General features: G+C 36.5%; 25 protein-coding genes and 1 pseudogene. 24 read left to right on the plus strand and 2 right to left on the minus strand.

Annotated features, from left to right (window positions below; translation table 11 throughout):
* Nucleotides 1-224 precede the first annotated feature (224 nt).
* From BLE01S_RS03980 to BLE01S_RS04000, 5 genes and pseudogenes are all read left to right on the plus strand, one after another.
* Nucleotides 225-1,187 (plus strand): helix-turn-helix transcriptional regulator, encoded by a 963-nt coding sequence (locus tag BLE01S_RS03980; RefSeq protein ID WP_066137464.1) that lies wholly within the window; start codon nt 225-227, stop codon nt 1,185-1,187.
* A 76-nt stretch (nt 1,188-1,263) separates the two neighbouring features.
* Nucleotides 1,264-1,896: a type 1 glutamine amidotransferase family protein gene (locus BLE01S_RS03985; RefSeq protein WP_066137465.1), complete on the plus strand. Its 633-nt coding sequence runs from the start codon at nt 1,264-1,266 to the stop codon at nt 1,894-1,896.
* A gap of 352 nt (nt 1,897-2,248) precedes the next feature.
* Nucleotides 2,249-2,542, plus strand: a pseudogene (locus BLE01S_RS03990) (heteromeric transposase endonuclease subunit TnsA); the annotation flags it as partial.
* A 13-nt stretch (nt 2,543-2,555) separates the two neighbouring features.
* Nucleotides 2,556-3,263: a M23 family metallopeptidase gene (locus BLE01S_RS03995; RefSeq protein WP_066137466.1), complete on the plus strand. Its 708-nt coding sequence runs from the start codon at nt 2,556-2,558 to the stop codon at nt 3,261-3,263.
* A 468-nt stretch (nt 3,264-3,731) separates the two neighbouring features.
* Entirely contained in the window at nt 3,732-4,616 is an 885-nt protein-coding gene (locus BLE01S_RS04000) for a patatin-like phospholipase family protein (protein WP_066137467.1), read from the plus strand.
* Nucleotides 4,617-4,919: 303 nt separating this feature from the next.
* Here the strand turns inward: BLE01S_RS04000 and BLE01S_RS04005 are convergent, their stop codons facing one another.
* Together BLE01S_RS04005 and BLE01S_RS04010 are read right to left on the minus strand one after the other, a co-directional pair.
* Complete coding sequence (locus BLE01S_RS04005; protein WP_066137468.1) at nt 4,920-5,285, minus strand: SA1362 family protein; 366 nt, start codon at nt 5,283-5,285, stop codon at nt 4,920-4,922.
* 62 nt (nt 5,286-5,347) lie between these two features.
* A complete protein-coding gene (locus BLE01S_RS04010) occupies nt 5,348-6,283 on the minus strand; it encodes a DUF1385 domain-containing protein (protein ID WP_066137469.1) in 936 nt (311 codons plus the stop codon).
* 147 nt (nt 6,284-6,430) lie between these two features.
* Here BLE01S_RS04010 and BLE01S_RS04015 point away from each other — a divergent pair, with 147 nt between their 5' ends.
* The 19 genes from BLE01S_RS04015 (at nt 6,431) to xseB (ending at nt 20,193) form a co-directional block, all read left to right on the plus strand.
* The gene (locus BLE01S_RS04015) at nt 6,431-6,922 is read left to right on the plus strand and encodes a YqhR family membrane protein (RefSeq protein WP_066137470.1); all 492 of its coding nucleotides are present in this window, start codon (nt 6,431-6,433) and stop codon (nt 6,920-6,922) included.
* A gap of 80 nt (nt 6,923-7,002) precedes the next feature.
* Nucleotides 7,003-7,449 (plus strand): type II 3-dehydroquinate dehydratase, encoded by a 447-nt coding sequence (gene aroQ, locus BLE01S_RS04020; protein ID WP_066137471.1) that lies wholly within the window; start codon nt 7,003-7,005, stop codon nt 7,447-7,449.
* Nucleotide 7,450: 1 nt separating this feature from the next.
* Nucleotides 7,451-8,512 (plus strand): M24 family metallopeptidase, encoded by a 1,062-nt coding sequence (locus tag BLE01S_RS04025; RefSeq protein ID WP_066137472.1) that lies wholly within the window; start codon nt 7,451-7,453, stop codon nt 8,510-8,512.
* Nucleotides 8,513-8,534: 22 nt separating this feature from the next.
* Nucleotides 8,535-9,092, plus strand: coding sequence for an elongation factor P (gene efp / locus BLE01S_RS04030; RefSeq protein WP_066137473.1), 558 nt, complete (start codon nt 8,535-8,537; stop codon nt 9,090-9,092).
* Between the two features lie 196 nt (nt 9,093-9,288).
* The gene (gene spoIIIAA / locus BLE01S_RS04035; RefSeq protein WP_066137474.1) at nt 9,289-10,221 is read left to right on the plus strand and encodes a stage III sporulation protein AA; all 933 of its coding nucleotides are present in this window, start codon (nt 9,289-9,291) and stop codon (nt 10,219-10,221) included.
* Complete coding sequence (spoIIIAB, locus tag BLE01S_RS04040; protein WP_066137475.1) at nt 10,214-10,729, plus strand: stage III sporulation protein SpoIIIAB; 516 nt, start codon at nt 10,214-10,216, stop codon at nt 10,727-10,729. The genes spoIIIAA and spoIIIAB overlap by 8 nt, the downstream gene beginning before the upstream one ends.
* Before the next feature lie 17 nt (nt 10,730-10,746).
* Entirely contained in the window at nt 10,747-10,950 is a 204-nt protein-coding gene (spoIIIAC, locus tag BLE01S_RS04045) for a stage III sporulation protein AC (RefSeq protein ID WP_066137476.1), read from the plus strand.
* Between the two features lie 21 nt (nt 10,951-10,971).
* Nucleotides 10,972-11,358: a stage III sporulation protein AD gene (spoIIIAD, locus tag BLE01S_RS04050; RefSeq protein WP_082788581.1), complete on the plus strand. Its 387-nt coding sequence runs from the start codon at nt 10,972-10,974 to the stop codon at nt 11,356-11,358.
* Between the two features lie 27 nt (nt 11,359-11,385).
* Nucleotides 11,386-12,582 (plus strand): stage III sporulation protein AE, encoded by a 1,197-nt coding sequence (gene spoIIIAE / locus BLE01S_RS04055; protein ID WP_066137478.1) that lies wholly within the window; start codon nt 11,386-11,388, stop codon nt 12,580-12,582.
* Nucleotides 12,583-12,594: 12 nt separating this feature from the next.
* Nucleotides 12,595-13,227: a stage III sporulation protein AF gene (spoIIIAF, locus tag BLE01S_RS04060; RefSeq protein ID WP_066137479.1), complete on the plus strand. Its 633-nt coding sequence runs from the start codon at nt 12,595-12,597 to the stop codon at nt 13,225-13,227.
* Nucleotides 13,202-13,861 carry a stage III sporulation protein AG gene (spoIIIAG, locus tag BLE01S_RS04065; protein ID WP_066140845.1) on the plus strand — a complete coding sequence of 220 codons (660 nt, stop codon included), beginning with the start codon at nt 13,202-13,204 and terminating at the stop codon, nt 13,859-13,861. The genes spoIIIAF and spoIIIAG overlap by 26 nt, the downstream gene beginning before the upstream one ends.
* On the plus strand, nt 13,862-14,407 hold the full coding sequence (locus BLE01S_RS04070) for a SpoIIIAH-like family protein (RefSeq protein ID WP_066137480.1): 546 nt from the start codon (nt 13,862-13,864) through the stop codon (nt 14,405-14,407).
* 141 nt (nt 14,408-14,548) lie between these two features.
* A complete protein-coding gene (accB, locus tag BLE01S_RS04075; protein WP_066137481.1) occupies nt 14,549-15,061 on the plus strand; it encodes an acetyl-CoA carboxylase biotin carboxyl carrier protein in 513 nt (170 codons plus the stop codon).
* 12 nt (nt 15,062-15,073) lie between these two features.
* Entirely contained in the window at nt 15,074-16,429 is a 1,356-nt protein-coding gene (accC, locus tag BLE01S_RS04080; RefSeq protein ID WP_066137482.1) for an acetyl-CoA carboxylase biotin carboxylase subunit, read from the plus strand.
* 15 nt (nt 16,430-16,444) lie between these two features.
* The gene (locus BLE01S_RS04085; RefSeq protein WP_066137483.1) at nt 16,445-16,867 is read left to right on the plus strand and encodes an Asp23/Gls24 family envelope stress response protein; all 423 of its coding nucleotides are present in this window, start codon (nt 16,445-16,447) and stop codon (nt 16,865-16,867) included.
* A gap of 377 nt (nt 16,868-17,244) precedes the next feature.
* Nucleotides 17,245-17,634, plus strand: a complete 390-nt coding sequence (gene nusB / locus BLE01S_RS04090; protein ID WP_066137484.1) for a transcription antitermination factor NusB — start codon at nt 17,245-17,247, stop codon at nt 17,632-17,634.
* 14 nt (nt 17,635-17,648) lie between these two features.
* On the plus strand, nt 17,649-18,515 hold the full coding sequence (gene folD, locus BLE01S_RS04095) for a bifunctional methylenetetrahydrofolate dehydrogenase/methenyltetrahydrofolate cyclohydrolase FolD (protein WP_066137485.1): 867 nt from the start codon (nt 17,649-17,651) through the stop codon (nt 18,513-18,515).
* Nucleotides 18,516-18,613: 98 nt separating this feature from the next.
* Entirely contained in the window at nt 18,614-19,966 is a 1,353-nt protein-coding gene (gene xseA / locus BLE01S_RS04100) for an exodeoxyribonuclease VII large subunit (RefSeq protein WP_066137486.1), read from the plus strand.
* Entirely contained in the window at nt 19,963-20,193 is a 231-nt protein-coding gene (gene xseB, locus BLE01S_RS04105) for an exodeoxyribonuclease VII small subunit (protein ID WP_066137487.1), read from the plus strand. The genes xseA and xseB overlap by 4 nt, the downstream gene beginning before the upstream one ends.
* Nucleotides 20,194-20,196 lie beyond the last annotated feature (3 nt).

The following is a 20,196-nucleotide window of genomic DNA, read 5'->3' on the forward strand; positions in this document are numbered from 1 at the left end:
ATGTCTGAAAGAACTAGAACATCTAAAATAGATAAATGGATTAAAGAAGGGCGGGCGTGGCTTTAGGATTGGCTCAGATTAGAAACGTGGTTGAATATTCAAAATGTCTCTTCATCAATTGTGAAGAATTATACTTAAACCTAACAAGAGATAAAATAAGGAAATAAGTTATAATTAAATGTGAATACAGTAAAGTTTCCTTATTACTATAGAGGTGGAATGATATGCCTAAAATTGACAATATGTTAGCAATTTTATGGATGCTTCGTTCAGGTGAAAAAATTACTGCCGAACAAATTTCAGAAAAGTTAGAAATGAATATAAGGACTGTGTATCGTTATATTGATACACTTTCAACAAGTGGCGTACCTATAATTTCAGAACCAGGACATAACGGTGGATACACTTTATTGAACAATTTTATTGAGGCTCCTCTTTTTTTTGATTTTGAGGAGCAAACTTCACTATTTCACGCTGCTGTTTTTGCAGAAGAAGCCGGATATTATGGAGGGGAAGCACTAAATAGAGCCATTTCAAAACTAAGTAAATACTCAAATCAAGAGCAGGAAACAAAGATAAACCAACATTTAACTAGTCTTGAAGTAATAAGTAGATTAAGTTCTCTCTCTCTGGAATCCCTTTTGAAGGAGTTGGAGATGTCCGTTACTGACGGGTACTCAGTAAAAATTCTTTACTCTAAGAGTGGCAAAAAGCAATTAAATTATAGATTGGTCGATCCGTATAGAATTATCTATTGGAATAATAAGTGGTATATGATTGGATTTTGTCATCTTAGGAATAATATCCGTAGTTTTAGAGTAGATCGAATGGAAAGTCTAATGCTAACCGAAAATAAGTTTAACCGGCCAGAAAATTTTTCAGCACGTGACTTTTTTATGAAAAATCTTCTTCCAACTTTAGAAGATAAGCAAGGGATTATTTCTTTGGTTATTAATGGGGATAAAAGTGTATTGGCTGATATTTGCCAACATTGGTTTTTAGGACATTATTTACAAGAACGGACTTCAAATCAAGCAGTTTTTCTTCTTGAAAAAGATATGCTATATACATATGTACCTTATTTACTTTTACCGTACAATAAATCTATTAAAGTTATTGAGCCAATAAATCTTAAGAAAAGACTTGTTGAAGTTTTGTCTGATTTAATAAAATTTTATCAAGTATGAAAACTTCCCTGACGGTAGCTGTCAGGGAAGTTTTATTATAATTAGGCTATATCAATTGTGATTGGAGTGTTATTGGATGCAAACAAAAAAAGCTTTTCTATATGTATTTAATACAATGTCGGACTGGGAATATGGATATTTAATTGCTGAACTAAACTCGGGAAGATATTTCAAAAAGGATTTAATGCCTTTAAAAGTAATTACAGTAGGAGCTAATAAAGAAATGATTACTACTATGGGAGGACTGAGCATAAAACCAGATATTTCCCTTGATGAATGTACCCTTGAGAGTAAAGATCTTTTAATTTTACCAGGAGGGACTACTTGGAGTGAAGAAATTCATCAACCTATCTTGGAAAGAATTGGCCAAGCTTTAGAGCTTGGCACTATTGTTGCTGCAATTTGTGGTGCAACTGAGGCCCTTGCGAATATGGGATACTTAGATACTAGAAAGCATACAAGTAATAATTTAGAATACACTAAAATGGTATGCCCTAACTATAAAGGAGAAAAGTTCTATGAGGTGGGACCTGCGGTATCTGATGCGAATTTAGTTACTGCATCAGGAATAGCTCCTTTGGAATTTGCGATGGAAGTACTGAAAAAATTAGATGTATTTGCACCAGATACATTACCTTCATGGTATAACCTGAATAAGACTCATAAACCTGAATACTTCTTCCAGTTAATGAATTCAATAAATGGATGAGCAATAAAATCAACTTTGTTAAAAAACAGATCTGGTAAATAATTTCTTTGGTAATTATGATGGAACGATCATCAAGCATCAGTTGCTTTTGTTAAAGATCGGATTTCAGAAAATGATCAAACTTTTTTATAAAAAATGTACAATATTTCACAAATAAAGAATCCGTTTTGATCAATCTTTTTTTCAAAATGGGTTCTTTTAATTTCACGTAAAATTTGGGTTTGTGAAGTATTTTTGAGCAAACTTTATTTTAAAGCTACATGTTCTATGGCTCTGAAATAAAGTTTAACCGTTTTGAATAAAGTTGTACCGTTTCTTCCCTTTGGGTATCATTATCTAAAGGGGTGTTTTTGTGTCAAATAGAACAAGAACATCTAGAATGGAGAAATGGATTAAAGAAGGACGAGGTTCAGGCATTGGTGCAAACTGTGGATAAAGATTTAAGATGTATCCTCAAAAGGTCGCTTACACGCTTAAAAGGAATAAAAATAAATAGGCAGCATGAGTTTTTATCAGATCTAGAACAAAACCACCTTAATATAACTGAATATTTAGATTTATTTATCGATATTCGAGGACAATTTCCTTATTGACGTTGGAAGAAACAATTGTAATTGCAGATGAGTTAGGTATAAAGCATCCTACTGGAGGGATATGAGATGATTGACGCACGTAAGCCGATAATTGTAGAGTTTCCTTTGAGAGGTGAATGGTATTCTCCTAACACGCCGGGAACAAAAATTCCGAGTCACGGCACAAACCAATTAGGATCAAGATATGCTTATGACTTTATTCAAGTGGATTGGGAAAGAAAGGGCTGGCCCGCCTATCGCACTAGTTTGGCGCAATATCTACTTTTTGGGGTTCCCTTAGATGAATATTATTGTTGGGGGCAAGAAGTATTTGCTCCTTGTGACGGAATCATTGTCCAAGCAGAGGATGGTTATAAAGAACGAGAAAAAACAAAAATGCTTTCAGATATGTCTAAGGCTTTTAAAAATGCCCATTATTTCGATCCGAAAAAAGACGACATACAATCAGTTGCTGGCAACTACATTATTATAGAATGTGCCGACAATGTATATGCTGGATTAGTCCATCTTCAAACAGGGTCAATTCAGGTTTCAGTTGGTCAGCGTGTGAAAAAAGGTGAAGTTATTGGTAGAGTTGGTCATTCAGGTAACTCCTTTGCTCCGCATTTGCATTTTCAACTTATGGATAGTAGTGACATAGCTACTGCAAACGGATTGCCTTTTGCCTTTGAACAATACGAACTATTTGAAAATGGCATATGGGAAAAAATAAATAATGGGATTCCAACAAATAAGGATAGAATTAGATTTCATATATCTGATGAATGGGAATAAATTAATTTTGTAGAAGTTTAAATATCTGTTACAAAACTCATGGGTATCTTTTATAAAGTGGTCAGCTGATAGATTGAATAAAAGCATACAGTGATATTACTTGGAAGTATGTGGCAATCGGGCGCTTTTCTTGAAGATCGGGCCTCAGAAAATGATCAAACTTTTTTATAAAAATTGTACAATACATCACAAATAAAGTATCCGTTTTGATCAATCTTTTTTCAGAATAGGTTCTTTTAATTTCACGCAAAATTTGGATTTATGAGGTACTTTTGAGCAAACTTTATTTTAAAGTTACATGTTCAGCAACGTAAAAAGTGATAATTAGACCCGCTTTTATTCGAAAATCATAGCCAATAAAAATATGTACAGGCGACCCCTCAAAAGGTCGCCTGTTTTTGTTCTATTTGTAAGGGTTTTTCCCTAAAGATAATATAGAGTCTTTTTAAGGGAAGGGTGTGTGGGGGGATGGAAATTGATGGTGTATTTTCAGGAGGGGGAATTAAAGGTTTTGCGATCATTGGAGCATATGAAGTATTAGAATCTAAAGGTTTTGTATTTAATAGACTCGCGGGAACAAGTGCTGGAGCAATAATGGCAGCATTTATTGCGGCAGGATATACGAGTAAAGAAATGATGGAGCTAATGAAGGAAACAGAAATAAAAGAATTTCTAGACTTTCGCCGGACATTATTGCCTTTTCCTTTAGCCAAATGGTTATTAGTTTACTGGAGAATGGGATTATACCGAGGCAATGCATTAGAGGAATGGATTGGAAAAAAATTAGCTATCAAAGGTATATATACTTTTTCCGATTTGCCAAAAGATAAATTACGGGTCATCGCATCTGATTTATCAACAGGTAGCCTTCTCGTCTTACCAGATGATCTAGATACGTATGGTATACCAAAAGAAACTTTTCCTGTTGCGAGGGCCATAAGAATGAGCAGTGGGCTACCTTTCTTTTTTGAGCCTATCAAACTCCGCTCCCTTTCTGGAACTAATATTATTGTCGATGGGGGCTTGCTCAGTAATTTTCCTATTTGGTTGTTTGAGAATGAAAAGCAACAAAGAACAAGACCAATAATTGGCATAAAATTGAGTTATAAACAGGAAGAACAACCAAAAAAGGAAATTAAAAATGCTTTACATTTATTTGAACGATTGTTCAGTACAATGAAAGAAGCACATGATGCAAGGTATATTTCTAGGAAACATGAAAAGGATATCATTTTCATTCCTATGGAAGAAGGGGTGACAACTGAATTTTCATTAACAGAAGAAAAAAAAGAAGCCCTCATGGAAAGAGGACGCACAAGAGCTAAATTATTTCTAAAAAAATGGACGTATTAATAGAAAAGCGGAAGGTGCCCGATAAGCGATGTACAAACTGCGCCCACAGGACGTGGGTGCGTCGATGTTGCCGCAAGATGCAGCGTTCTTAGAGTCAAGGATCCTTTCATTCTGACGAGATAAAGGAAACACGGTAAGCGCCTGTAAGTTGAACCGATGTTTGCTTATCACAGGAAGAATCCTGAAGTTTGCTAATCGTTGGGCAGCTGAAGCTAGATAGCCAGAAAAGCGAAAACTCCTTGTTATTAACACTTACTATTTCAGAAAGGAGACAAATTCACAGGCACTAAAGCTTTTGTGGGCCTAAAATACGGCTCTGTCTTTTTTCTTACTTTTAGGCTTATTCTTTTTGCCTTCAATAACTGTTAAATGAGCAGTAGACTTTTTTCTTAAAGGTCTTTGTCGGGGCGGGCTGCTAAACTTACTAGCAGTCTGCTGTTTTTTCGTTCGCTTTTTTGATTGTTTTACAGCCATCGCATACGATCTTTTTCCATCTGTTCCTTCTTTTCTACCAACCCAAATCCGATAGATAACATAAATAGCAGCTACCATAATACCAGTGAACATGATTTGTTTTAAGAGCCCTACAGGATTAACCCATAAACGTGTAACGACACCAATCACTGCCAACAGAAGAATGCCACCTACAAACCATTTCCGTATATTCAAGAGCGCCACCTCCTCAGGATTCATGTGCATTTTCCCCAATAAGACCTATCTTTATACTTCTATCAAACGATTTTTAATTGTTCTTCTTTTTCCTTTTCCACTTTTAGCAATTCATTAAACGAGGCAAGAGCAACTTCTACTTGTTCATTATCAGGTTCTTTTGTAGTTAGCAATTGAAGCCATAATCCCGGATAGCCAAGAAAACGTAGAACAGGTATATGACGAACTTTATTCGTTAATTGCAACACTTCAAAAGAAACCCCTAAAACAACTGGAATTAATGCAATTCTATTTAATACCCTCACCCAAAGTGGATCTGTTGGGACAAGCATATAAATAAACACACCAACAATTACTGTGAAAAGCATAAAGCTACTACCACATCTGTAATGGAGTCTGGACATTGCTTGGACATTTTCTACTGTTAATTCCAAATTATTTTCATATGCATTGATCACTTTATGCTCAGCACCATGATATTGAAATACTCGCTTAATCATAGGTGTCATTGAAATAAAGTAAATATAGCCGAGTAAAAGAATGAGTTTAAACAGACCTTCAATTAAAACCTGAGCAATATCACTAGGAAAGATCGGCTTTGTTAATGCCGCTAAAAAGACAGGGATGAGTGTAAAGATAAACTTTGAAAAAAGAAAAGAAAGTACACCAATTGCTGCCACACTTAGTATTAAAGTAGTTTTAGATGTTTTTTCTTCTTTTATTTGTTCATCGTCTGCAGGGTATACATCATATCGATCAGTAGAATAGGTTAAATGTTGAGAACCATTCGCACTTGCTTCAATAATTGCGACAATACCACGAATAAAAGAAATTTTCTTTAACTTTTGCATGATCGGGCGTGTTTTTCTAGGTAGATGAAAAAAGTCGATGGAACTGTCTTTTCTGCGAATTGCAGTAACTGTGTGGTGTTTACCACCAAACATTACGCCTTCTACAACAGCTTGCCCACCGTAGGCGGCTTTTTGCGTTTGTTTCATATAGACACCAACTTATTTTGAATTTAGATAAATGAAATAATGTATCACTTTCATTTTACTGTAAAAATGAATTTATAACCACAAAAGAATATTTTTTATGAAAAAATCTATTTTGTATGGACATGCTAAATACTGGAGGTGTTTAAAATGGAAAATGAAAAAGCCATAGGTTCATATCAAGTTCCACTCATGATGCTAACTGTGATAACAGGCTTTATAGCGGGTATACTTGGAAGTGCATTTTGTTATCTTGCTCATTATTTTCACTTTACATCCATTAGTCCAGCGATAATCTTAGCGCCGATAAATGGAGTATGGAAACAAGAATGGTTAGGAGTCACCATTACTATTATTTTATATGGGTTAATCTCGATTGCAGTCGCGCTTTTTTATTATTTGTTATTAAGGAAGAAAACATCTTTATACTGGGGATTAGCTTATGGAATTGCCATTTACCTTGTATTATTCATCGGATTACCGGCTTTGATTGCTGGAATGAAGCCCATTTACAAATATGATTTTATTACGATGCTTACCGAGTTATGTTTTTTCATTATTTATGGCACTTTTATCGGCTTTTCTATTTCCTATGAGTATAATGAACAGCAACAATTGAAAAAAACAAATATAAATCAATAAAAATTTTGCTGTTGGTTAGGACTGATTTCATCATTTATGATAGAATATGCATGATGAACAGTCTTATTTAGGGTGTGAGGATGTTGAAAATACTTTTGCTAAATGGTCCAAACTTAAATATGCTCGGCAAGCGTGAGCCTGAAATTTATGGAGCAGGCACACTGGAACAGCTTGAAGAAAATGTAATAAAAATTGGGACCAAACTTGGTATGGAAGTTGTTTGCATACAATCAAATTATGAAGGTTTATTGATTGATGAAATTCAACAGGGAGAAGCGAATGGTTTTCAAGGCATTCTTATTAATCCGGGAGCGTTGACGCATTATAGTATCGCATTACGGGATGCCATAGCTGGAAATGCTCTTCCTGTTATTGAAATTCATATATCCAATGTCCATAAAAGAGAGGAATTTAGAAGCCACTCCGTAACTGCCCCTGTAACGATTGGGCAAATTGTCGGTTTTGGTTTTTATGGCTATGAACTGGCATTGCGAGCAATGAAAGATTATATACAGGGGAGAGGATAAAATGGGTAAACTGAATAAATTGCGAGAACAAATGAAGAAACATGGCATCGACGGTTTATTAATTACTAGTACATATAATCGCCGTTATGTGACGAATTTTACGGGCACTGCTGGTATCGCACTAATTAATAGTGATAAAGCATTGTTTATTACCGATTTTCGTTATACGGAGCAAGCGGCGAAGCAAGCTACTAACTTTGATATTGTTCAACATACAGGGTCGATAGTTAAAGAAGTGGCTGAACACGCAAAAACACTTGGTATCAGGAAACTCGGCTTTGAACAAGATCATATGTCTTATGCGCTCTGGAATGAATATAAAGAAGCCGTGGAATCTGAACTTGTCCCTGTTTCTAATCTATTAGAAGATATGCGCCTAATTAAAACCAACCATGAGTTGAGTGTGATTAAAGAGGCGGCTGACATTGCCGATGCTGCATTTAAACATATCCTAGATTTCATTAAGCCAGGATTAACCGAGTTAGAAGTAGCAAATGAACTAGAGTTTTTTATGAGAAAAAGTGGAGCGGAATCTTCCTCTTTTGATATTATTGTTGCGTCAGGTGTAAGGTCTGCGTTACCTCATGGAGTTGCAAGTGAGAAAATAATTGAAAAAGGCGATTTCGTTACGATGGATTACGGGGCGTTACATAAAGGGTATATATCAGATATAACGAGAACAATTGCCGTTGGCGACCCTTCAGGGAAATTAAAAGAAATTTACGAGGTTGTGCTTGAATCTCAGCTGAGAGCGATGGAGCAAATTAGACCTGGAATGACAGGAATAGAAGCAGATGCAATTGCTAGAGATTATATCACCGAAAAAGGTTATGGAGAATATTTTGGTCATTCCTTAGGACATGGAATTGGATTGGAAGTGCACGAAGGACCTGGGCTGTCTAAGCGTTCCGAAACGAAACTTGAACCTGGAATGGTTGTCACAGTCGAGCCCGGTATTTATTTGCCAGGAATCGGTGGAGTAAGAATTGAAGATGATACAGTCATCACAGAAACAGGTAATGAAACACTTACGCATTCAACGAAAGACTTAATTATTTTATAAGTGAGCAGAAGGAGGAAATTAGATGATTTCAGTAAACGAATTTAGAACAGGATTAACGATAGAGGTGGATGGCAGTATTTGGCGTGTGATGGACTTTCAACACGTAAAGCCAGGTAAAGGGGCGGCATTCGTACGCTCTAAATTGAGAAACTTACGAAACGGTGCTATTCAGGAAAAAACTTTCCGTGCGGGAGAAAAAGTAGAACGAGCGCAAATTGATAATAAAACGATGCAATATTTATATGCATCTGGAGACATGCATGTGTTTATGGATAGTAACACATATGAGCAGCTAGAACTTCCGGAAGCTCAAATTGAATATGAATTGAAATTCTTACAAGAAAATATGGAAGTTCATGTAATGATGTATAATGGTGAAACATTAGGTGTGGAATTGCCAAACAGCGTGGAGCTAGAAGTAACAGAAACGGATCCTGGTATTAAAGGCGATACAGCATCTGGTGGCCATAAACCGGCAACAATGGAGACAGGACTAATCGTTCAAGTTCCATTTTTCGTAAACGTTGGCGATAAATTAGTCGTTAATACTACAGATGGTTCATATGTTTCAAGAGCATGAGTTTTAAAATGAAGGCTTTTTTCCTAAAAAAATATTAAACATGATGGAGGCTAGTTCAATTGAACGCCCGCCATGTGTTTTTAACTTTTAAAGGTCAAGGAATCATTCCTTGGCTTTTTTTGTTTGTTCATTCTTCATATTTCAGGCTTGGCCGAATACATATTAGATAGTGGACGATGTGCGGAGGAGGAGCCAGATGGAAATCGTATTGCAATATATACCAGAGGAAATTAGAAAAATGATTCGCAATCTACCTCATGATTTGATAGAGAAAATCGAAGAAATTAGATTAAGAATCGGAAGACCAGTGGAAGTATCTGCTAGTGGGCTGCCTCACTTCCTCCATTATATTTTTACGAAGGAAGATGCAGATCAATTTATTAGTAAATTGGCTAATCACTCTTTTTATACACTTGATGAAGAATTAAAAAAAGGCTATATAACTATAGCAGGCGGTCATCGCGTTGGGCTAGCTGGAAAAGTAATCTTAGAAAATGGATATGTAAAAGCGATTAGACACTTAGCGTCATTTAATATTAGAATCGCACGTGAAAAAATTGGGGTCGCTGAAAAGTATGTACCATATTTATTTGATCAAAATTGGAAGAATACAATGATTATTGGTGCCCCTCAGGCGGGAAAAACAACATTATTAAGAGATCTCGCAAGAATTGCATCTGGAGGCATGAAAAAGAATCGGATTCCATCATTAAAAGTTGGAATAGTCGATGAGAGATCCGAAATTGCGGGTTGTGTTCATGGAGAACCACAATTGCATTTAGGACCAAGGGTGGACGTGCTAGACGCCTGTCCTAAGGCAGAAGGGATGATGATGATGATTCGTTCTATGAGCCCAGATATATTGATTGTAGACGAAATAGGGCGACAGGAGGACAGTGCTGCTATTTTAGAAGCTGTGAATGCAGGGATTAAATTAATTATGACTACACATGGACGAAATATAACAGAAGTAAAAAATAGACCAATGTTGAAAGAAATTTTTGAACAAAGTGTTTTTGAACGAGTGATTGGCCTGTCTCGAGAAAAAGGGCCCGGGACTGTAACGGTGATTACAGATGCAGAAGGTCATCCCATTATTAATAAAACAACGCTGTTGCATCATGCTTAAACTGATTGGAGCTATTTTTATTATTGTTGCAACATCATGGGCAGGATTCGAATTTTCCAAGCGATTAAGTCAACGGACAAAACAACTTAGGTTATTTAGAAACTCACTACAAACGTTAGAAGCGGAAATAATGTTTGGTCATGCGCCATTAGGAGAGGCTGCATTGCGAATTGCTTCACAGCTGCCAAAGCCTGTTTCTGTACATTATCAATCGTTCGCAGAAAAATTAGCAGTAGCAGGAGCAACGGTTATGTCTGCATGGGAGGAAAGCTTGAATGAAACATGGAATTTAACAGCATTACAACGGAGTGAGTTTGAAATCCTCCTACAATTTGGAGAAAATCTTGGCAAGCATGACAGGCAAACCCAGCAAAAACAAATCATGCTAGCCCTATCACATCTTGAAAGAGAAGAAGAAAATGCAAGAGAAAAGCAGAAAAGTTATGAGAAAATGGCGAAAAGTCTAGGCGTATTGACAGGTGTATTAATAATTATTCTGCTTATGTAGTGATGGGAGGAAGAGAAATGGGCATAGATGTTGACGTCATATTTAAAATAGCTGGAGTAGGGATCGTCGTTGCTTTTCTTCACACGATTCTCGATCAAGTAGGGAAAAAAGAATATGCGCAATGGGTTACATTATTTGGATTTATTTATATTTTATTTATGGTTGTAACAATAGTGGACGATTTGTTTCAAAAAATAAGATCAGTATTTTTATTTCAGTGAGGGGAGGGGAACACGATTGCCATCCTACAAATAGCGGGTATTGCTTTAATTACGACATTTCTTGCCTTAGCTATTAAAGATCAAAAACCGAATTTCGCATTTTTGCTTGTTTTATTTGTTGGTAGTGGGATATTTATTTTTCTAGTTGATCAAATACAAGTCATACTTACGATGATTGAGCAGTTAGCAGCTAATGCGAATATAAATATGATGTATGTAAAAACGATTTTGAAAATTATCGGCATCGCATATATTGCAGAATTTGCAGCCCATATCAGTAAGGATGCTGGACTTGGAGCAATAGCAGCAAAGGTGGAATTAGCCGGAAAAATATTAATATTAGCAATGGCTGTTCCCATCTTAACCGCAATGATTGAAACAATTATTCAAATGATGCCCGCAAGGTAAAGCGAGTGTATGAACGGAGTGGACCTAATGAGAAAAAATATGAAGCTCATACTTTTGCTATTGGCCTGCTTCTTATTTTTCATCGACTCAGAAAATGTACAAGCTATCGAGGATGAAAATGAAGTAATTGATCCAAATACAGATTATGTCTCTCAACAGATAAACAATCTAGGTCTTGAAGAATTAACAGAGTACTGGGATGCGATAGTCTCAGAATATGGTAGTTATTTGCCGGAAAGTCAAAGGGGGTCATTACTTGAATTTGTAAAAGGTGATAAAGTATTTTCGATAGAAGGTTGGTTCAAAGGCTTACTTGCATTTACCTTTCAAGAAGTATTAATGAATGCAAAGTTGCTTGGATCTATTATTATGTTGTCTATTTTTAGTGCGATTTTGCAATCTTTGCACAATGCCTTTGAAAATGGAGCAGTAAGTAAAGTCGCTTATTCTGTCATTTTTATGGTACTGATTATTATGACATTAAACAGTTTTCGAATAGCGGCTGATTATGCAATGGAGGCTATTGACGCAATGAGCCAATTTATTTTTGCTTTACTGCCATTAGTTCTTGCGTTAATTGCTTCATCAGGAGGTGTGGCATCTTCGGCTTTCTTTCATCCAGTATTAATTTTTCTTATTAATATGAGCGGAATAGTCATTAAAAATATTGTACTTCCTCTATTGTTTCTCTCCACATTGCTTAGCATTACAAGTGCATTAAGTGGCCAGTTTAAAGTCACACAACTTTCCGGATTATTGCAAAAATTAAGCGTAGGTATTCTTGGCATATTCGTGACAATATTACTAGGGGTTATATCGGTACAAGGTGCAGCTACAGCAGTAGCGGATGGTGTAGCAATAAAAACTGCCAAGTTTGTGGCGGGCAATGCAATTCCCGTAGTAGGACGCATGTTTACGGATGCCGCGGATACTGTTATTACAGCTTCATTACTTTTGAAAAATACCGTTGGGATTGCAGGTGCAGCAATTGTATTATTAATTGCCGTTTTTCCAGCGATAAAAATATTAGCGATTTCTTTCATTTATAAACTTGCTGCAGCTTTCATGCAGCCGCTTGGAGATGGGCCCGTCATCGAATGTTTGAATATTGTTAGTAAAAATATGTTATATATATTTGCTTCGCTTGCGATCGTATCATTCATGTTCTTTCTTAGTATTACGATCCTTATTGCTTCAGGTAATATTACAATGATGGTCCGATAAGGAGGGAGTAGCATGGCTCTTTTAAGTGAATGGATTTTAAATATCATTATATTTTTATTACTCGCAATGGTTATCGATATGCTACTTCCTGATTCAAATATGAAAAAATACGCAAAGCTTGTGACGGGTTTACTTTTAATAGGGATTATTTTGTCACCTGTTTTCAAAATATTGTCAACCGATTTTGATTCTGTATTAAAATCGATATCTCCAGAAATAAATGCAAATGTTCAAACGCAAGAAAGTTTAATAGAAATGAAAAAAAGAGAAATACAAGCTTCACAGGATGCATATACATTAGAGCAACTGGCTGTCCTCATGAAAACAGAAGTGGAGAAGGAGTTGATGGAAAAATTTGATGTAACTATTACGAACATACAAATATTAGCAGATGGCGCAGAAGAACCGACGATGGAACACTTAAAAAGTGTGAAAGTTGTGATTGTGGAAAATGAAGAGAAAATATCTCATGTCACTCCTGTGAACATTAACATCAAAGAAAGCAGCAATAAGCACACGCCAGTAGATCACACAAGCATCCTTGAAACACTTTCTGCAAGCTGGGAAATACCAGTTTCGATTATCGAAATTGTCCCGAAAGGAGGAACCGATGAAGAAGATGGACAACAAAAACGGGCCTCTTGATTGGATAAAGGACAAACTAGGAGAAAATACAACAGGTAAAAAACCAGGAAAACATTATTATTTGCTTATCGTGCTTTTAATAGGTGCGGCCTTTATGTTAATGGGAAATATTTGGGGGAAGAATCCCGTATCAACACCAGTGACTGCTTTAAATGAGGAACCAAGTGATGATAGCAGCACGGAGGTATTCAAACAGAAAGAAACTGGAAAAAATAATGGAATGAAGATATATGAAGATCAGTATGAAAATCAATTGAAAGAAGCTTTGGAACAAATTGTGGGAGTGCATTCCGTTACAGTAGTAGTCAATGTCGATTCAACTGAAAGTCAGGTATATGAAAAAAACTCCACTTTGAAAAATCAAACAACGAGTGAAGAGGATGATAAGGGTGGTAAAAGGCAGGTAGAAGATCAATCACATGATGAACAGCTCGTAACTATTCGAGAAGGTGAAAAAGAGGTGCCGCTTATTTCTGAAACACGAAAACCAAATATTAAAGGTGTACTTGTTGTGGCGGGAGGAGCAGAAAATATTCAAGTGAAGAGTTGGATTATTGAAGCTGTAACGAGATCACTTGACGTACCTAGTCATAAGGTAGCAGTTATGCCTAAAAAATCAAAGGGGGATTCTTAAATGCTATTAAAAAAACAAACAGTTTGGCTCTTGACAATGTTAAGTTTAGTGGTGGTTTTATCTGTTTATTATGTGACATCAGATCCAAGTGGAAGTAATATAGCAACCATTGGAAAAGAAGATGCATCAGAGGCTAATAGCAAAACATCTGCTGAAGATCAAGATATGAATATTATTACAGAAGCCGCTGGAGATGAAGTGTTTGAGACGGCACGATTAGATCTTCAAGACAAGCGTAGCAAGGAAGTAGAAGATTTAACGGTCCAAATGAGTTCAGCAGAACTGAGCGCGGATGAAAAAGAGGAGTTATACGCTGAAATGCAAGAAATAAAAGAATATGGAGTGAAGGAAAATACTTTGGAAAGTGTCATTAAAGGATTAGGATATGAAGATGCTTTAGTGAGAGCGGATGGTAGTGAAGTGAAAGTGACAGTAAAAACAGCAGATGAGCATAGCCGAGCAGAGGCTGCGAAAATATTAAATGTTGTCAGGGAGGAAATTGGTACGGAAATTGTAGCGACTGTACAATTTGATAAGGTAAAATGACTTTGACGGAGGGGAGAATTAAGACCCCCTCCGTCACTTTTTAAATAAAAAAATCAACTCTTTAGTATCTAGCATTGAATTGTTGTGCTGTTTTATAATATGATATTAGCAGCTACTCATAAATGAAAAGGAGTGTCATGAATGTTAAAAATTCAAGAAATTCGTGAACTTATAAAACTTATTGATCAATCTGATATCGAGGAATTTGTATTTGAACATGATGGATCGAAAATTGAAATGAAAAAAAATGTAGGTGCTGCACAAGTACAATCAGTATTACCAGCAGCATCTGTTGCACAAGCACCAACAATTCAAGCAGCAGTTAGTCAACCAATGAACATAGACTCTGTAGCGACGGTTACAACGAGTCAAGTAGAAGCTGCATCACAACAATCAGATGTCGATACTAGTAATCTTCACACCGTAACTTCTCCAATGGTCGGTACATATTATCAATCTTCATCACCGGAAACTCCACCATATGTTCAGGTCGGATCTCAGGTTAAAGAGGACTCTGTCGTTTGTATTGTTGAAGCGATGAAATTATTTAATGAAATTGAAGCTGAAGTTGAAGGTGAGATTGTGGAAGTCCTTGTTGAAAATGGCCAACTTGTAGAGTATGGACAACCATTATACTTAGTAAAGCCAAGATAAGGAGCGAAATCCATGATAAAAAAGTTATTAATTGCAAATAGAGGAGAAATTGCGGTCAGAATTATACGGGCTTGCAAAGAAATGAATATAGAAACGGTCGCTGTATATTCGGAAGCGGATAAAGAAGCTTTACATGTCCAACTAGCTGATGAAGCATATTGCATCGGACCAACTGCTTCAAAAGATAGCTATTTAAATACAGCAAACGTCGTAAGTGTAGCTAAATTAACAGATTGTGATGCTATTCACCCAGGTTACGGATTCCTAGCAGAAAATGCTGATTTTGCAGAATTATGTCGTGATTGTAATATCATATTTGTTGGGCCAAGCCCTGAAGCCATTTCTAAAATGGGAACAAAAGATGTTGCTAGAGAAACAATGAAAATGGCTGGTGTGCCAATTGTCCCAGGATCGCAAGGGATTATTGAAACTGAAGATGAAGCATTACAGTTGGCTGAAGAAATTGGCTTTCCTGTTATTATTAAAGCCACCGCTGGTGGTGGAGGTAAGGGAATTAGAGTCGCAAAAAACAAAGAAGAATTAGTGAAAGGTATTAATATCACACAACAAGAAGCATTGACTGCTTTTGGTAATTCTGGGGTATACATAGAGAAATACATTGAGGATTTTCGCCATGTAGAAATTCAAGTTATGGCAGATAATCATGGAAATGTTATTCATCTAGGTGAGAGGGATTGTAGTATTCAAAGAAGACTGCAAAAACTTTTAGAGGAAACGCCGTCTCCAGTTATCGATTCAGAAATGCGCGAACAAATGGGAGCGGCTGCCGTAAAAGCTGCAAAAGCTGTTAATTATACAGGCGCGGGCACAATAGAATTTATTTATGATTATCAAAATAGAAACTTCTATTTTATGGAAATGAATACTCGCATACAAGTGGAACACACAATTACTGAAATGGTGACAGGTGTGGATCTCATTAAAGAACAAATTCAAGTTGCTGCAGGCGAGATTTTATCAATCAAGCAAGAAGAAGTAACTTTTAAAGGTTGGTCTATTGAATGCAGAATTAACGCCGAAAATCCAGAGAAGAACTTCATGCCGTCTGCTGGGAAAATTGATATGTATCTTCCTCCTGGTGGATTTGGTATAAGGGTTGATTCAGGTGCATACCCAGGATATACGATCCCACCTTATTATGATTCAATGATTGCTAAACTAATCTCTTATGGAGAAACGAGAGAAGAAGCAATTGCAAGAATGAAACGCGCATTAGAAGAGTTTGTCATTGAAGGCGTTAAGACAACCATTCCATTTCATTTGAATTTATTAGAAAATGAAGCATTTATTACGGGGAATTTTAATACGAAATTTTTAGAAATTCACGATGTTATGAACCAAAAATAAGTGGAGGTGTTTTAAATGGAAGAAAGTATGAACATGCTTGAAATGACACAAGACAATGAACAAAATCATGGTAAAATTGAGATTGCTCCAGAAGTAATTGAAGTGATCGCAGGTATTGCCGCATCTGAAATTGAAGGTGTAGCACAAATGCGAGGTAATTTTGCCTCGGGTGTAGTAGAACGTCTTGGAAAGAAGAATCACGGAAAAGGGATTAGGGTTGAACTTTCTGAGGAAGGAATTAAGGTGGATGTTTATTGTTTAATGAACTTTGGAGTTTCCATTCCAACAATAGCTCAAAAAGTACAAGATAACATTCGCCAAACACTTCAAAACATGACAGCACTAGAAGCAGAAGAAGTAAATGTTCACATCGTCGGAGTTGCGTTTGAAAACCAACGTCAAGAACAAGAACATGAAGATGAATTAGAAGAGCAGTAATACATGAGCCAGAGGTAAATCCTTTGGCTTTTCATAAAGGTCCAGAAGTGATTGGAAGTATATAGAACCAATATGAACAAAAGTTTTCTTAAGTTTAGCCAGAGCGCCCAATCGATAGCAAGCTACAGTATCCGAGTCGCCTTACTTTTAGTACTTATGAGGATCGTCGACTAAGATTGCCAGAAGAAGTGGCCATGTCGAAGTTCTATATATTGTGAGCGCAGTTTGTACTTCGCTTACTGGGCGCTTACGCTTTTCATGTTTTTTTCTTCCAACTGTGTGTTTCGCAGATTCTCGTGTTACACTAGTTACATAAACTGGCCGGTATTAAGGCTATATGTATGTTGGATTTTAAATTTAAAGGAGTTTTCTATAAAATGAAAAGAAGAATAGCGCGCGAAAAGGCATTGCAAGCAATGTATCAAATTGATATAAGTGAGGCAAATCCAGCTGAAGCGCTTGAGAATGTGTTAGAAGACGAAAAACCTGATGAGTTTTTACAGGGACTAGTAGAAGGAACAACGGCAAATCTGCAGCAAATTGATCAAGAAATTAGTAAACACTTAGAACGTTGGTCCATCGATAGGTTAGCAAAGGTGGACGTAAATATATTAAGGCTTGGTGTTTATGAATTACTTTTCAATGAAGATGTGCCACAAAATGTTGTAATTAATGAAGCAATAGAAATTGCTAAGATCTATGGAGATGAAAAGTCAGGTAAATTTGTTAATGGCATTTTATCGAAAGTAAAAGGAGAAGAGAAATAACAGGGGGAATTTTCATGGCAGCAACAATCATTGATGGAAAAGAGATTTCAGCGCTCATACGCAAAGACCTAGAGAAAGAAGTAGCGGCACTCACGGAAGCGGGAATTAAGCCGGGACTTGCGGTTATATTAGTTGGGAATAATTCAGCTTCAAGAACATATGTTACTTCAAAACAAAAAAGCTGTAAGGCAATCGGTATGGAATCCTTGCTTATCGAATTTCCTGAAGATGTAGAGGAACATGTTCTTCTAGAAAAAATAGAAGAATTAAATGAACAAAAAAACATTCATGGCATATTAGTGCAGCTTCCACTACCTGCTCACATTTCAGATGAAAAAGTTATTGAAACGATCTCACCAGCTAAGGATGTAGATGGTTTCCATCCTATAAATATTGGGAAAATGATGACGGGTCAGGAGACATTTTTGCCATGTACACCATTCGGTGTTTTAAAAATGCTCCAATATATGCAAATATCGATTGCTGGAAAGCATGCAGTAATAGTAGGTAGAAGTAATATAGTCGGCAAGCCAGCTGGGCAACTGTTACTTAACGAACATGCTACCGTTACATACTGTCATTCAAAAACGCCAGATCTCACCGCTTTTACAAAAGAGGCAGATATATTGATAGCTGCAGTTGGAAGAGCGAAAATGATTAAATCGGATGATATTAAAGAGGGCGCCGTGGTGATTGATGTCGGTATGAACCGAGATGAAAACGGGAAATTATGTGGAGATGTCGATTTTGAAGACGTCAAGGAGAAAGTGGGCTATATTACCCCTGTCCCTGGAGGCGTTGGCCCGATGACCATCACTATGCTTCTGTATAACACAGTAAAGTCGGCGAAAAACTGGCAAAATAATCGCAATAACAACTAGTTAATAGTAAAATAAAGAAAAGCTGGTCCATTGCGGATCCAGCTTTTCTTTAAGTATAAAATTTATCGGGACTTTTATCTTCAAAAAGGATGTGGAAAATGCAAACTCCGCAGTATTTAACAGTTAAATCCTTAACTAAATATATAAAGAGAAAATTTGATGCAGATCCTTATCTTTCTGATGTATTTGTTAAAGGCGAAATCTCAAATTTTAAAAAGCATTCTAGTGGGCATATGTATTTTACTTTAAAAGATGACAAATCAAGGATCATGGCTGTTATGTTCTCTGGTGCCGCGCGTACAATGAAGTTCATTCCAGAGAACGGGATGAATGTGTTAGTGAAAGCAAGTGTCACTGTTTATGAGTCGTCAGGTCAATATCAACTGTACATTAAAGAAATGCAGCCAGATGGCATTGGTGAATTATTTCTAGCTTATGAACAACTAAAAGAGAAATTAGAAAAATCAGGTTTGTTTGATGCTAGTCTTAAAAAAAATCTTCCGCTTTATCCTCAAACAATAGGAATTATAACTTCACCAACAGGGGCAGCAGTGAGAGATGTCATCACAACAATTAAGCGTCGCTATCCAATTGGAAAGATTTTGCTCATCCCTGCGCTTGTGCAAGGGCAAAATGCATCACGTTCTATTGCGGAGGCAATAAACAAGGCAAATGAAAAATCTGAGATTGATGTTTTAATCATAGGAAGAGGTGGAGGTTCGATAGAAGAGCTTTGGGCTTTTAACGAAGAAGTTGTTGCCCATGCTATTTACCAATCGAAAATTCCCATCATATCAGCGGTTGGTCATGAAACAGACTTTACGATTGCTGATTTCGTTGCTGATGTGAGAGCAGCAACACCAACTGCTGCTGCAGAACTTGCTGTTCCCCACATAGAAGAATTATTAGAGCGGTTGATGAATCGAAAAAGCAGACTATTTAGTAGTATGGGTCAGCATATCCGATTTAAAAATAGTCAATTAGAAGCGATTACGCGTTCTTATATGATGAAAAATCCGCAAAAATTATATGAACAAAAGTGGGAGCAACTGGACAGATTAACGGAAAGGCTACACACTGCTCAAAGAAATGATTATAGTCGCAAAAGAGATAGGTTTGTACAGTTAGAAAATCTATTACAACGCAATCATCCAGCTAGGAAATTAGTAGTTAGCATAGATAGGTATAATGCAACGAAACGTCGGCTTACAAATGAAGCTCGCAATATATTTAAACACAAAGCAAGAGAGTTTACAGGGAAATTAGCTACATTGGAGGCATTAAGCCCGTTAAGCATATTGCAACGTGGCTTTAGTATCGCTTATATAGATGAAAACCATATTTTAAAAAGTGTAGAGCAGGCGGAAGAAGGAAAAAAAATAGAGGTAAGTGTTACGGATGGTAGTGTGTACTGTACGATCGATCATATTGAAAAAGGTGATAAAAAATGAATGATAAATTAACATTTGAAGAAGCAATGGAACAATTAGATATTATTGTCCAAAAACTGGAAGAAGGCGATATTCCATTAGAAGAAGCGTTAACTAATTATCAAAAAGGTATGGAGTTATCTAAATTATGTCATGATAAATTAAAACATGCGGAAGAGCAACTCACTACAGTTCTTACAGATAATGGGGAAGAAGAGTTTCGTCTTAAAGAGGAGGAGAGCGATTGACAA

It is taken from the genome of Lederbergia lenta NBRC 16444 (assembly GCF_001591545.1).
GTDB classification, from domain to species: Bacteria; Bacillota; Bacilli; order Bacillales; family Bacillaceae_C; genus Lederbergia; species Lederbergia lenta.